This window comes from Myxococcota bacterium (genome assembly GCA_041389495.1).
In the GTDB taxonomy this organism is placed as follows: Bacteria; Myxococcota_A; UBA9160; order UBA9160; family UBA4427; genus JAWKRT01.
On record JAWKRT010000001.1, the window covers coordinates 18,778 to 31,073 of the forward strand.

The following is a 12,296-nucleotide window of genomic DNA, read 5'->3' on the forward strand; positions in this document are numbered from 1 at the left end:
GCGCGATGCCGAACTCGTCGTCCGAAGGCCTCGCACCGCCGCCCTGGGAGGTGGTCGAGACCGAGCAGCTCCACGACTGCCGCGTCTTCCGCGTGGGCCGCGAGCGAGCGCGCTCGCCGCGCACGGGCGCGCTCCACGACTTCTATCGCCTCGACTCGGCCGACTGGGTGAACGTCGTCGCGCTGACGCCGGGCGACGAGCTCGTGCTCGTCCGCCAGTACCGCCACGGCCTGCACGCGACGACGCTCGAGATCCCGGGCGGCATGGTCGACCCCGGCGAGGAGCCCGCCGAAGCCGCTGCGCGCGAGCTGCTCGAGGAGACGGGCTACCGCGCCGGCGCGGTAGCGGCCGTCGGCCGCGTGAACCCGAACCCCGCGCTCTTCGGCAACCGCGTCCACACCTTCGTCGCGACGGGCTGCGAGCGCGTCGCTCCCATCCGCAACGAGGGCGCCGAGGAGACGCGCGTCGAGCTGCTCGCGCGCGCGCGGCTCCACGACGCGGTGCGCGCCGGCGCGATCGATCACGCGCTCGTGCTCGCGGGCCTCTACGCGTGGGAGCTCGCCGAGCGCGCCTAGCGAGTCGCTCGGTTCGGCCGACCGCGCGGCGCGCCGCCGCCGCGCGGCTACGGGACGATCTTCTCCGGGAGCGGGTGGCGGTAGAGCTTCGAGGCGTTCTCGCACGCGATCATGCGGCGCTGCTCGACGGGCAGGTCGCCGCAGAGGTCGACGAACACGTTCTGCGTGTTCGGCCACGTGCCGTCGCCGTGCGGGTAGTCGCTCTCGAAGAGCACGTTCTCGACGCCGATCGCCGGGAGCGTCACGACGGTCGAGGGGTCGTCGATCATGCAGAACCAGAAGTTGCGGCGCAGGCAGTCGGACGGCGAGATCGACTTGTCGGGCCAGCCCGAGCCGTAGCCGCTCCGCGCCATGATGTTGTCGAGGCGGTCGATCAGCCCGCCGACCCAGCCGATGCCGCCCTCGCTCATCGCGATCTTGAGCGCGGGGTAGCGCGCGGCCCAGCCGCTCCACAGCCACTGCGCGCACGACTCGAAGGCCATCGCCTGGAAGAGCGTCGCGCCGAGCTCGAGCCCGGGCGCGCCCGGCGGCATCTTCGCGAAGCCCGACGAGCCGACGTGCAGGTTCATGACCGTCTCGGTCTCGGCGCACGCGCGGATGATCGGCTCCCAGTACGCGTCGAAGATCGGCGGCAATCCCTGGTTGTGCGGCTGCTCGGGCATCGTCACCGCGGTGAAGCCGCGCTTCGCGTTGCGACGGATCTCCTCGGCGCCCTTCGCCGGATCGGACAGGAACGTGATGCCGAGCGGCACGATGCGATCGGGGTACGAGCCGTGCCACTCCTCGAACAGCCAGTCGTTCCACGCGCGCACGCACGCGAGGCCGAGCTCCTGGTCCTTGCTCTCGCTGAAGAGCGTGCCGCCGAAGCCGGTGACGCCGGACGGGAAGTTCACCGACGCCCAGATGCCGCCGATGTCCATGTCCTTCACGCGCGCGTGGATGTCCCAGCATCCGCGCCGGATCTCGTCGAAGCGCGCCGGCTCGACGCGGTGGTCCTCGCGCGGGCGGCCGGCGACGCACATGAAGCCGACCTGGAAGAACGGGGTGTCCTCGTACACCCAGATCTGGTGGCCCTCCTCCGTCTCGACGACGCGCGGTGCGCGCTCCTCGAACTTGCGCGGCATGCGTCCTTCGAACGTGTGCGGCGGCTCCATCAGGTGATCGTCGACGGACAGGATCGTGTGGCGCACGACCGCCGGCTCCGGATCGGGGAGCAGCGGCTTCGTGACGGGGCGCTTGACGCCGAGCTTGATGACGCGGGCCATGGGGTTCTCCTCGAGTCGTTGCGGCGATGATCCGCCAGCGTGCGCGCCGCGGTCAACCGGCGTCGCCCGGCGCCGCGCCCGCCGCCGTCCCGCTCGCCGCGTCGGCGCGCGCCGGGCCGAGCCGCTCCGCCGCGAGCTCCGCGAGCAGGCGCGCGGCGGCATCGTTGCCGAACGCGTTCCAGTGCCCGTCGTAGCGCCAGTGGAGCTCGCGGCCCGTCTCGCGGCGAAGCGCGCGCAGTGCGGGCTGGAGAGCCGCGAACGCGAACCCGCGCTCCGCGCACAGCCGCGCGAGGCGCGCGTCGACGAGATCGACGTCGAAGGCGACGCCCGCGTAGTCGGGGTGCGAGGCGGCGAGCCGCGCCGCGCCCTCGGCCGGGTCGAGCACGCCCTCGGGCGTCGACGCCGCGGCGACGGCGAACCCCGCGCCGAGCGCGCGCGCGCGCCGCTCGATGCGCACGAGCAGCCGCTCGGTCGCGGCCCACGCCGGCGCCCACTCGTCCGCGTAGGCGGGCGCGAACGCGCGGAACGACACGGGCGGCGGCGCGTCGCGCCGGATGCGCGCGAGCGTGAGCCGGTGCGCGACGAGCTGGTTGAGCGCCGAGCCGCGCACCCACAGGCCGATCGCACTCTCGAACGGAACGAGCTCGGCGATGGGCAGGCCCTCGCGCGCGGCGCGCGCGAGGGCCTCCTGCTCGGCGCGCTTCGCGTCGAAGCCCTCGGCGTCGTTGTAGACGTCGTTGCGCGTCGTGAAGAGGAGCAGCACGAGGTCGGGCGCGAGTGCGCGTCCGTGCTTCGCGAGCGCGGCGAGCTCCTCGCGCTGTCCCCATCCTTCCTTGCCGAGCGCGACGACGTCGACCGGCCCGAGCCCCGGCCGCTCGTGCAGGTGGGCTTCGAGCCGCCGCGCCACGCCTTGCGCGAGCGGCACCGAGACGGCCGCGACGTACGAGTCGCCGAGCAGCACCACGCGCCGCGCGCCCGGCGCCTTCGGCGCCGGCTCGACGTCGTGCATGCCGAGCGTGTTGTGCGCATCGTCGCGCGCGAACTCGCGCGGGCGGATGAAGCCCGTCGCGTTCACCTCGTAGCCGAGCGTCGTCGCGGGCAGCGCGCGCAGCGCGAGCTCGGCCCCGACGAGCGCGAGCGCGAGCGCGGCGGCCGCGAGCGCGAGCTTCGCGGCGGGCCGCGCGCGCCGCGCGCCGTCGGTCACGCGCGCTCCGGCGCGTCGGTGCGCGCCGCATCGATCCGCGCGAGCGCCACGTCCACGATGCGCGCGTCGAGGCCGAGCGGCTCGGAGAGCGCGATCGCGACGCCCGGGTGCTCGGCGCGCGCCGCGTCGACGAGCCGCGGCAGGTCCTCCTGCGTGTGGCGGCCCGGCGACAGGAAGAAGGGATGGACGACGACCCGCGTCGCGCCCGCGGCGACGCACGCGGCGACCGCGTGCGCGAGGTCGGGCGGGACCACCTCGAGATGCGCGGTCGCCACGTGGGCGTCGGGCCGACGCGCGCGCACCTCGCGCGCGAGCGCCTCGAGCTGCGCGTTCGCTTCGGCGCGCCGGCTCCCGTGGTCGATCAGCACGATCGCGTTCACGGACGGGGGCTCGCCGTCACCAGTACGTCGTGGTCGCGACGAGCGGCGCGCGCACCTCGGTGCGGCAGGCGAGGCGCAGCTCGGCGTCGATGCGGTTGCGGCGCTTGATCTCGACCTCGCGCGGGGTCTCGGGAGCGAGCGCGTCGGCGCCCTCGAGGACGCGCATTCCGCAGCGCGCGCACACGCCGTCCGCGCCGCACGCACTCGCGACGGGGAGACCTGCCGCGCGCGCCGCCTCGAGCAGCTTCGTGCCGACGGCGACCTGCACGCGCACGCCCGACGGCTCGAAGCGCACCGGCACGAGCGCGGGCCGCGCGCCCGGCCCGGCCTCCGCCGCGGCCGGGTCGTGCGCGTCGTCCCTCGACGAGTCGTGCCGCGGCGTGCTCACGGCGGCCGAGCATACTGCGCGGGTGCGCGCTCCGCGCGGCGGGGCTCGCGCGCGGGGGCCTCTGGTAGGATGCCGGCCATGCCCACTGCCGGCCTGCTCGTGATCGGGAACGAGATCCTGTCGGGCAAGGTCGTCGACACGAACTCGCCCTATCTCGCGCGCGAGCTGCGCGAGCTCGGCGTCGATCTCGAGCGCATCCTCACCATCCCCGACGACGTCGACGGGATCGCGCGCGAGGTGCGCGCGATGAGCGCGGCCTACGACTTCGTGTTCACGTCGGGCGGAATCGGGCCTACGCACGACGACCTCACGATGGAGGGGGTCGCCCAGGCCTTCGGCCGCGCCATCGAGGAGAACGCCTCGATGATCGAGCGGATGGAGCGCGCGCAGGGCCGCGCGCCCAACGCGAGCCAGCGCAAGATGGCGATGATCCCTTCGGGCGCCGTGCTCGTCGACTCGGGCGACCTGTGGTTCCCGATCGTCGTGGTCGAGAACGTCCACATCTTTCCGGGCATCCCCGAGCTGCTGCAGAAGAAGTTCCAGTCGATCCGCGAGCGCTTCCGCGGCGTGCCGTTCCAGCTGCGGCGCGTGTACGTGACGCGCCACGAGAGCGACATCGCGCACTCGCTCAACGCGCTGCTCCAGGACTTCCCCGAGCTCATGCTCGGCTCGTACCCGCGCATCGGCGAGGAGCACTACCGCGTGCTGCTCACGCTCGAGTCGCGCGACGAGGGCTACCTCGAGCGCGCCGTCGCGTCGCTGCTCGAGCGCATCCCGAGCGACGCCGTCCACAGGGTCGAATAGCGAGCGTCGTGGACCCGGACGGCCGCGATGCGCTGCTGCGCGGACTCGCCTGGCTGCACCCGACGTGGATGGCGGCGGCGCTCGCGATCGCGTTCGCCGCGCTCCGCAGCGGGCTCGAGCTGCGGCGGCGCCGCGCGCGGCGCGGCGAGGGGCTCGCGGCCCTGCGGCGCTCGCACCTGCTCCGCGCGAAGCTCGCGCTCCCGCTGCTCGTCGCGGGCTTCGCGCTCGGGCCCGTCGCCGCGGTGCTCGCGCGCGACATGACGCCCTTCCGCACGCTGCACGCCTGGGTCGGCGTCGCGACGCTCGCGCTCTTCGTCGCGGCGGGCGTGACGGGGCACCGGCTCGAGGAAGGGGCGCTCCCCCTGCGCGCGCCGCACGCGCGGCTCGCGCTCGCCGCGCTGCTCGCATCCGCCGTCGCGTTCGCGACGGGCTTCGTGCTGCTTCCCTGAGTCGCGCGCGCCGGCCGGCGCGCGCTAGAGCACCTCGTTCGCGCGCTGGCGGAGCCAGTCGTCGGCGAGCACGAGACACGTCATCGCCTCGACGAGCGGGACGGCGCGCGGGAGCACGCACGGGTCGTGGCGGCCCTGCGCCTCGAGTACGACGGCGTGGCCCGCGCGATCGACCGTCTGCTGCGCGCTCGCGATCGTGGCCGTCGGCTTGAACGCGACGCGCAGCACGATGGGCTCGCCGTTGCTGATGCCGCCCTGCACGCCGCCGCTGCGGTTGCTCGGCGCGCGCGGCGCGCCGCCCTCGCCCGGGACGAACGGGTCGTTGTGCGCGAGGCCCGTCATGCGCGTGCCCGCGAAGCCGCTGCCGATCTCGAACCCCTTCGCGGCCGGGAGCGAGAGCATCGCGTGCGCGAGCTGCGCGTCGAGCTTGTCGAAGACGGGCTCGCCGAGCCCGGGCGGCACGTTGCGCGCGACGCACTCGACGACGCCGCCGAGCGAGTCGCCCGCGCGGCGCGCGGCGTCGATGCGCTCCGCCATCTCGCGCGCGGCCTCGGCGTCCGGGCAGCGCACCTCGTTCGCCTCGACCTGCGCGAGCGTCGCGCTCGCGGGGTCGACCTTCGCCTCGACCTCGTGCACGCGCGACACCCACGCGAGCACCTCGATGCCGGCGACCTCGCGCAGGAGCTTGCGCGCCACCGCGCCCGCCGCGACGCGCCCGATCGTCTCTCTCGCGCTCGCGCGCCCACCGCCCTGCCAGTTGCGGATGCCGTACTTCGCCTCGTAGGTGAAGTCGGCGTGCGACGGGCGGTAGACGTCCTTCATGTGCTCGTAGGCGCTCGGCCGCGCATCGGTGTTGCGCACGAGGATCGCGATCGGCGTGCCGAGCGTGCGGCCCTCGAACAGGCCCGAGAGGATCTCCGCCCGGTCGGCCTCCTGTCGCGGCGTCGTGAGCCGACTCTGCCCGGGGCGCCGTCGATCGAGATCGCGCTGGATCTCCGCCACGTCGAGCGCGAGCCGCGGCGGGCAGCCGTCGACGACGACGCCGACGCCGCCGCCGTGCGACTCGCCGAAGGTCGTGATGCGGAAGGCGCGGCCGAACGAGCTGCTCAAGAGGAATGGGCTCCACGGCGGGGAGGACGAGGGCGAATCGAGGCGCGGAGAGTACCGCGCCCCGCCGCCTCGCGTGCGAGGATGGCGCACGGGCCGCGTCACCGCGCGGCGCCCACCCGAGGTCCACAGCGCCATGTCGTCGCCCGCCGCCCCGTCGCCCTCCGTGGCGCGCCGCGCCTCGCGCGGAGCGCCCGACCGCAGCTGCCCGCGCGCGGGCGCGCGCCGCGGGCTGCGCGCGAGCGCCTCCGCGCCGCTCCCGCTGCTCGCGGTACTCGTCGCCGCGGTCCTCGCCGCGGGCGTCGTCTCGGCCGAGCCGGTCGACGACGGGCTCCTCGAGCTCGGGCGCGACCGCGCGAGTGCGATCGCTGCGCTCGGTCGGCCCCCCGTGCGCTGCGCGGCGCTGCCCGGCGACCGCACCGAGCTCTGCGAGTGGCACTTCGGCGACCGCGACGCCGCGTGGCGGCCGCTCGCGCGCGCGATCCGCACGGACGCGCGCGTCGGGCTCGTGTGCCGCTTCGAGCGCGAGAGCGGAGCGCGCGTGGCGCGCGGCTGCGAGGCGTTCCCGCGGCGCTCGAACCGCGAGGAGTTCGTCGCGCTGCGCCGCTACGGCAAGCGCGGCCTGAAGCAGCAAGCGGAGAACGAGCGCGCGCGCGAAGCGCGCGCGCAGGCGCTCGCGGAGCTCGGGAGCGCGCGCACGCTCGACGCCGTGGTGGGCGTCGTCGGCGCGGTTCCCGAGGAGTGCGTGGCAGACGCGGACGACGCGCTGTGCTCCTGGCGCACCACGTCGCACACGCCGGGCCACGGTACGCTCGCCGCCTCGATCGCCGCGAGCCCGCGCAAGAAGATCCGGCTCGCGTGTCGCTTCCCGCGCGACGGGTCGCCGAGCTCCTCGTCGCCGTGCACGGCCGCGGTGGGCGACTGAGGCGGGCGCCGCGCCGCCGCGTGCGACGGCCGGGCGCCTCGCACCCGAGCGTCGGCGCGCTTCGCTAGTCGCCCGTGCGGACGAGCACGACGAGCGCGCCGTCGGCCTGCGCCTCGCCGCCCGGCGACGGGGCGAACGCGAGCACGCGCGGCAGCGCCGCGAGCCACTCGGGGAGCTCGGCGCGCAGCACGGCGAAGCCGCCGCCCCGCCGGCCGCGCCCGTGGACGATGCGCACGACGGCCTGTCCGGCCGCCGCGGCGGCGGCGACCTCCCGCCGCACGCGCTCGCGCGCGGCCGCGGCGCGCAGCCCGTGCAGGTCGACCTCGCGCGTCGGCGCGAGCGCACCGCTGCACAGGCGCGCGAACGTCCGCGCCTTCACGCTCGCGCGGCGCGCGAGGCGGGGGTCGTCGGCGTCTTCGCGTGCGAACGCGTCGGACGCGCCGCCCGCAGCGCCGCGCGAGCGCGTCGTCCGCTCCCGCTCCCGCTCCCGCTCCCGCTCCCGCGCACCTGCGCCCGCCGGCGCCGCGGGGGGCTTTCGCGCGCGCACGCGCTCGGGCCCCCTGGGCAGCGGCTTCGCGTCGCCGACCGCGCGCGCGAAGTCGTCGGAGGGCGGCGTGCGGCGCGCAGTCATCGCGGGACGCTAGTCGGCGGTCGCGCGCGCGAGCGCGATCGCCTTGCGCGTCGCGGCGCCGATCGCGAGCGCGTCGAGCTCGGCGGGCGTCGCCCAGCGGTGCGCCTGCGGGCCGTCGAGTCGAACGCGCCCGCGCGGCGCGTCGGCCGCGAAGACGTGGAGGCGGAGCACGCGGTGCGAGAAGGTGTGCGACACCTCGCCTAGCAAGCGCACCCGCGCGACGGCGAGGCCCGTGCGCTCGCGCAGCGCGCGGTGCAGGCCGTCGGCCGGCGCCTCACCGGGCGCGAGGTCGCCGCCCGCGAGCTCCCACATGCCCGCCATGAGCCCCGCAGCCGGGCGCTTCGTGACCAGCACGCGCCCGCGCCGCGGCGCCCACGCGCACACGGCCTCGATCGGCGTCTGCGTCGTCCGCCGCGTCTTCACCGGCAGCGCGTCGGCGTCGCCGTGCGCGCGCGCGTCGCACGTCTTCGCGACGGGGCACACCAGGCAGCGCGGCGAGCGCGGCGTGCACACGAGCGCGCCGAGCTCCATCAGCGCCTGGTTCAGGTCGCCCGGGCGCTCGCCGCGCGCGAGCTCGCCCGCGCGCTCCCAGAGCGCGTCCATCACGGGCTTGCGCGCCGTGTCGTCGCGGACGCCGTCGAGGCGCGCGAGCACGCGCACGACGTTGCCGTCGACGATCGCCTCGGGTGCGTCGAACGCGATCGACGCCAGCGCGCCCGCCGTGTAGGGGCCGATGCCGGGCAGCGCGCGCAGCGCCTCCGCGGTGCGCGGGAACGCGCCGCCGTGCGCGAACGCGACCTCGCGCGCCGCGCGCTGCAGGTTGCGCGCGCGCGAGTAGTACCCGAGCCCCGCCCAGTGCGCGAAGACGTCGTCCTCGTCCGCGGTCGCGAGATCCTTGACGGTCGGGAAACGGGCGAGGAAGCGCTCGTAGTACGGGATCACCGTCTCGACGCGCGTCTGCTGGAGCATCGTCTCGGAGATCCAGATGGCATACGGGTCGCGCGTGCGGCGCCACGGGAGGTCGCGCCGGTTCGCGTCGTACCAGCGCAGCAGCGCCGCGCGCAGGCGCCGCGTGCGCGCGCGGCGCGCACCCGCCTCGCGCGCGTCGCTCACGGCCCGGTCGAGGCGAGCGCGTCGGGCGCGATCAGCGCGTCGACGTGCTCGCGCACCCACTTCGCGTCCCACCACTCGCGCGGGTCGACGTAGGTCGCGCCGACGAGGATCGCGAAGTGGAGGTGGTCGCCGCCGGCGAGCCCGGTCGCGCCCGAGCGGCCGAGCTCCCGCCCCTTCAGGACGTCGTCGCCCACCGCGACGTCGATCGACGACAGGTGCCCGTAGAGCGACGTCACGCCGAGCCCGTGGTCGAGCATCACGAGGTTGCCGTAGATGCCGTTCGGGCCGGCGAACACGACGACGCCGTCGTTCGACGCCGTGATCGGCGCGTGCGCGGTCGACGCGAGGTCGAAGCCGTAGTGCCGCGCCTGCGAGACGCGCTGCCCGTCGACCGTGTAGTGGCGCAGCTCGGCGAAGTCGCTCGTCACCTTCGAGTTCGCCATCTGCTCGAAGGCGCCGCGGAAGCGGCGGGGCGTGGGCGCGCCGACCGCGCCGCGGATGGTCTGCTCGCTCGTGACGCGCAGCTCCTCGTTGACGCGGCGGAAGGTCGCGACCGCGTCGCCGCCGTCGCCGAACTCGGCGGCGACGTTGTCGAGGAAGCGCTGCGACAGCGAGATCGGGACGGTCGGGAACGAAACGTCCTTGACGCGCACGGCGAGCCGCACCGTCGCCTCGTTGCCGGCCTCGTCGGTCGCGACGACGACGGGCACGGTGCCCGGCTCGACATCGATCGGCAGTGCATAGATGCAGGCCTCGCGGTCGTCGGCGAGCGTCGTGCCCGCGAAGAACGCGTCGCCGACGCGCACGCCGTGGCGGACGGTGTCGGCGCTCACGCGGTAGACCGCGACCGCCGAGCCGCCGCGCGTCGCGTAGGTGAGGCCCGTGTCGGAGGCGATGCGCGGCGGCGCGGTGTCGACGACGACCGGCACGCGGAGCTCCGCCTGGTTGCCGGCGAAGAAGTCCGACCACGCCCAGTCGCTCGCGCGGAGCACGAGCGTGGCGGGGCCGTCGGGAACGGCGAGTGTCTTCGGGTCGAGCGCGATCTCGACGCGTTCGTTCGTCTGCCTGTCCGCCGCGCCCGCGAGCAGCGCGCCGGGCCAGGCGCGCGCGTGGAGCGAGCGCGTCAGCAGCGGGCGCGCATCGGTGTCGACCTCGAGGAACGCCTCGACGCTGCGCAGGCCCGTCTGCGCGTCCGCCCACTCGACCTCGACGCGCGCGCCGCCGGTGCCGAGCGCGACGCGCGCGGGGGCCGTGATGGTCGGCGCCTCGCCTTCGAGCCGCGGCCAGGCGAACACGGCGCCGCCCGCGATCGCGGCGAGCACGAGAAGCAGCAGGAGCTTGCGCACGGTTCCCCCCTCCGGACGTTCGTTCGCGAGTGCGCGCGAGTCTATCGCTCGCGCCGCGCCTCGAAAGGAGCGCACGCGTGAGTCATGCTCGCGCCGGATCTGCACCCGATGCGCCCCTCGGTCGGCGCGCGCGGGAACGCGCGCGGCGCGCAGGGCGTCCGAAGGCCGGAGGACGACGCATGCAACGTCTCGCGCTCGTGCGACACGGTGAAACGGACGGCGAGTCGAGCGTCCGCTACCACGGCTCGACCGACGTCGCTCTCTCCGACGCGGGCCGCGCGCAGATGCGCGCGGCCCGGCGCCGGCTTCCCGACCAGGGCTTCGACCTCGCCATCGCGAGCCCCCTCCAGCGCTCGTGGCAGGCGACGCGCATCCTCTTTCCCCACGCGCCGATCGAGATCGTCGAGGAGCTCCGCGAGATCGACTTCGGCGAGTGGGAGGGGCTCACGGCCGAGGAGATCGCCGCGCAGGATCCGCCGGGCTTCCGGCACTGGCAGGAGCGCAGCGACGACTTCGCCTTCCCGGGCGGCGAGCACCGCGCCGCCTTCCGCGCGCGCGTGTCTCGCGGGCTCGCGCGCGTCGCGGCGCGCGGGCTGCACTCGGTCGTCGGCGCGCTCCACCACGGCGTGATCCGCGCGATCGCCGAGGAGCTCACCGGCGAGCGCTGGGAGGGCGGGCCGATCGCGCTCGGCGCGGGCGTCCTGCTCCGGCGCGATCCGAAGGGCGGCTGGACGTGCCGCGAGCTCGGCGCTCGTTAGGCGTCGCTCGCGTCCGTGCGCCCGCCGGGCACCGGCGTGAGCGCACGTTCCGGAGCCGCCACCGGTACCGCGACCCAGCGCGCCGTCGCCCGCGTGAGCACCGTGCCGTCGAGCGCGAGGATCTCGCCCGACGCGAAGTAGCTGCGGCCCTCGCGGCGGTCGAGCCGGCCGACGAGCTCGAGCGGCGTTGCCGTCGGCGCGGGTCGCCGGTAGCGCAGCTCGAAGTCGGCCGTCACGAGATGGAGGTCGGACGGGTCGCCGATCGCCTGGTGGATGGCGACGCCGAGCGTCTCGTCGAGCAGGGTCGCCTGGATGCCGCCGTGCACGACGCCGGGCGCGCCGCGCAGCAGCGCGTCGGCCGTGTAGCGCGCGCGCACCTCGCCGCCGGCGCGACGCCACACGAGCCGCAGCCCGCGCTCGTTGAACGGGCTGCAGCCGAAGCAGAGGTTGTCGGGGTCGTCGAGCAGGACGACGCCGTGCGGCGCGACGACCGCGCCGTCGGCGCTGCGCGCGGAGTCCGAGGAATCGGCGGAGTTGCGGTCGGCGTCCATGGCGCCGCATCGTAGGGAACGCGCGCACGGCCGCGCAGCGGGGCCGGTGGCGATGAAGCGGACGACGGACGGAGACGAGAGCGAGGCCGCGCGCGCGCGGCGCGCGGAGCGACGGCGGCGGCGCGAGGTGGCCGCGCGCCGCCAGATGGTCGTCTACGCGCTCGCCGTCGTCGGCCTCGCCGCCGCGTACTGGAATGCGCAGAGCTTCGGCGCGCGCACGGCCGAACGCGCGAGCCCGCGCGAGGCGGCGTTGCGCGAGGCCGCGCGCGACATGTTCCCGCGCTTCCGCGAGAGCGAGGACGACGCGTCCGCGGCGCTCTCGCCCGACGACCGCGCGTCGCTCGACGAGCAGCGCGCGCTCGTGCGCGAGCTCGCGCGCGAGCACGTCGGCCTCGCGCCGCGCGGCGGCGCGCTCGAGGACCTCCCCATCCTCCAGCAGCTCGTCGACGCGCACGTCGTCGCGCCGACGGACGCGTACGCGCAGCAGGCGCTCGGCGTCGTGCTGGGCGACGTGATGGCCGAGCAGCTCGGGCTCGAGTGGGCGATCGTCGACGACGACCTCGGCCGCTCGCGCGCGCTGCGGCTCGGGAAGACCGGCAACTGGTTCTTCCCCGTCACGATGATCTCGCGGCGCTACGGCGCGCACGCGCGCTCGCGCGACGAGGGCCTGCTCGACGACGGCGGCCCGCGCTACGGCGCGGTCGACGTCGACGCGCTCTACCGCGAGACCGCGGAGGCGGTCGCGCGCCTGCGCGCCGCTGCAGAGGGCGAGGCCGCGGCCGGACGTTAGGCGGGCGCGC

At 75.8% G+C, this 12,296-nt stretch carries 15 protein-coding genes; 6 read left to right on the forward strand and 9 right to left on the reverse strand.

Going from position 1 to position 12,296, the window contains the following annotated elements; genetic code table 11:
• Window positions 1-5: 5 nt before the first annotated feature.
• The gene (locus R3E88_00095) at window positions 6-575 is read left to right on the forward strand and encodes an NUDIX hydrolase (protein ID MEZ4214849.1); all 570 of its coding nucleotides are present in this window, start codon (window positions 6-8) and stop codon (window positions 573-575) included.
• Window positions 576-622: 47 nt separating this feature from the next.
• Here R3E88_00095 and R3E88_00100 read toward each other — a convergent pair whose 3' ends face one another.
• Genes R3E88_00100 through R3E88_00115 form a run of 4 tightly spaced genes read right to left on the reverse strand, consistent with a single transcriptional unit; the run spans window position 623 to window position 3,812 of the window.
• Window positions 623-1,840, reverse strand: a complete 1,218-nt coding sequence (locus tag R3E88_00100) for an amidohydrolase family protein (GenBank protein ID MEZ4214850.1) — start codon at window positions 1,838-1,840, stop codon at window positions 623-625.
• Between the two features lie 52 nt (window positions 1,841-1,892).
• Complete coding sequence (locus R3E88_00105) at window positions 1,893-3,044, reverse strand: SGNH/GDSL hydrolase family protein (GenBank protein ID MEZ4214851.1); 1,152 nt, start codon at window positions 3,042-3,044, stop codon at window positions 1,893-1,895.
• The gene (locus R3E88_00110) at window positions 3,041-3,424 is read right to left on the reverse strand and encodes a CbiX/SirB N-terminal domain-containing protein (GenBank protein ID MEZ4214852.1); all 384 of its coding nucleotides are present in this window, start codon (window positions 3,422-3,424) and stop codon (window positions 3,041-3,043) included. Before R3E88_00110 ends, R3E88_00105 begins: the two co-directional genes overlap by 4 nt.
• 16 nt (window positions 3,425-3,440) lie before the next feature.
• Window positions 3,441-3,812: a 2Fe-2S iron-sulfur cluster-binding protein gene (locus R3E88_00115; GenBank protein MEZ4214853.1), complete on the reverse strand. Its 372-nt coding sequence runs from the start codon at window positions 3,810-3,812 to the stop codon at window positions 3,441-3,443.
• A gap of 78 nt (window positions 3,813-3,890) precedes the next feature.
• Between R3E88_00115 and R3E88_00120 the strand changes: the two genes are divergently transcribed.
• On the forward strand, window positions 3,891-4,616 hold the full coding sequence (locus R3E88_00120) for a molybdopterin-binding protein (GenBank protein MEZ4214854.1): 726 nt from the start codon (window positions 3,891-3,893) through the stop codon (window positions 4,614-4,616).
• A gap of 8 nt (window positions 4,617-4,624) precedes the next feature.
• Window positions 4,625-5,065, forward strand: a complete 441-nt coding sequence (locus tag R3E88_00125) for a DUF4079 family protein (GenBank protein ID MEZ4214855.1) — start codon at window positions 4,625-4,627, stop codon at window positions 5,063-5,065.
• Between the two features lie 24 nt (window positions 5,066-5,089).
• On the opposite strand, the gene aroC is transcribed toward R3E88_00125, so the two are convergent.
• Entirely contained in the window at window positions 5,090-6,175 is a 1,086-nt protein-coding gene (aroC, locus tag R3E88_00130; protein MEZ4214856.1) for a chorismate synthase, read from the reverse strand.
• A 133-nt stretch (window positions 6,176-6,308) separates the two neighbouring features.
• Here aroC and R3E88_00135 point away from each other — a divergent pair, with 133 nt between their 5' ends.
• On the forward strand, window positions 6,309-7,097 hold the full coding sequence (locus tag R3E88_00135; protein ID MEZ4214857.1) for a hypothetical protein: 789 nt from the start codon (window positions 6,309-6,311) through the stop codon (window positions 7,095-7,097).
• Window positions 7,098-7,161: 64 nt separating this feature from the next.
• Here R3E88_00135 and R3E88_00140 read toward each other — a convergent pair whose 3' ends face one another.
• The 3 genes from R3E88_00140 to R3E88_00150 all read right to left on the reverse strand — a co-directional run bounded on the left by R3E88_00140 (window position 7,162) and on the right by R3E88_00150 (window position 10,187).
• Entirely contained in the window at window positions 7,162-7,476 is a 315-nt protein-coding gene (locus R3E88_00140; protein MEZ4214858.1) for a Smr/MutS family protein, read from the reverse strand.
• A gap of 261 nt (window positions 7,477-7,737) precedes the next feature.
• Complete coding sequence (mutY, locus tag R3E88_00145) at window positions 7,738-8,841, reverse strand: A/G-specific adenine glycosylase (protein ID MEZ4214859.1); 1,104 nt, start codon at window positions 8,839-8,841, stop codon at window positions 7,738-7,740.
• Window positions 8,838-10,187, reverse strand: coding sequence for a M23 family metallopeptidase (locus R3E88_00150; GenBank protein MEZ4214860.1), 1,350 nt, complete (start codon window positions 10,185-10,187; stop codon window positions 8,838-8,840). The genes mutY and R3E88_00150 overlap by 4 nt, the downstream gene beginning before the upstream one ends.
• Window positions 10,188-10,366: 179 nt before the next feature.
• Here R3E88_00150 and R3E88_00155 point away from each other — a divergent pair, with 179 nt between their 5' ends.
• Window positions 10,367-10,945: a histidine phosphatase family protein gene (locus tag R3E88_00155; protein MEZ4214861.1), complete on the forward strand. Its 579-nt coding sequence runs from the start codon at window positions 10,367-10,369 to the stop codon at window positions 10,943-10,945.
• Here the strand turns inward: R3E88_00155 and R3E88_00160 are convergent.
• On the reverse strand, window positions 10,942-11,496 hold the full coding sequence (locus tag R3E88_00160; GenBank protein ID MEZ4214862.1) for a PaaI family thioesterase: 555 nt from the start codon (window positions 11,494-11,496) through the stop codon (window positions 10,942-10,944). The genes R3E88_00155 and R3E88_00160 overlap by 4 nt on opposite strands.
• Before the next feature lie 52 nt (window positions 11,497-11,548).
• Here R3E88_00160 and R3E88_00165 point away from each other — a divergent pair, with 52 nt between their 5' ends.
• Entirely contained in the window at window positions 11,549-12,286 is a 738-nt protein-coding gene (locus tag R3E88_00165; protein ID MEZ4214863.1) for a DUF3806 domain-containing protein, read from the forward strand.
• The last annotated feature ends 10 nt before the right edge of the window (window positions 12,287-12,296 follow it).

Bases quoted from the DNA above. Each gene is read 5' to 3' on its own strand.
- R3E88_00095 (MEZ4214849.1), top strand. From the start codon at position 6: ATGCCGAACTCGTCGTCCGAAGGCCTCGCACCGCCGCCCTGGGAGGTG.
- R3E88_00100 (MEZ4214850.1), bottom strand. From the start codon at position 1,840: ATGGCCCGCGTCATCAAGCTCGGCGTCAAGCGCCCCGTCACGAAGCCG.
- R3E88_00120 (MEZ4214854.1), top strand. From the start codon at position 3,891: ATGCCCACTGCCGGCCTGCTCGTGATCGGGAACGAGATCCTGTCGGGC.
- R3E88_00135 (MEZ4214857.1), top strand. From the start codon at position 6,309: ATGTCGTCGCCCGCCGCCCCGTCGCCCTCCGTGGCGCGCCGCGCCTCG.
- R3E88_00155 (MEZ4214861.1), top strand. From the start codon at position 10,367: ATGCAACGTCTCGCGCTCGTGCGACACGGTGAAACGGACGGCGAGTCG.
- R3E88_00160 (MEZ4214862.1), bottom strand. From the start codon at position 11,496: ATGGACGCCGACCGCAACTCCGCCGATTCCTCGGACTCCGCGCGCAGC.
- R3E88_00165 (MEZ4214863.1), top strand. From the start codon at position 11,549: ATGAAGCGGACGACGGACGGAGACGAGAGCGAGGCCGCGCGCGCGCGG.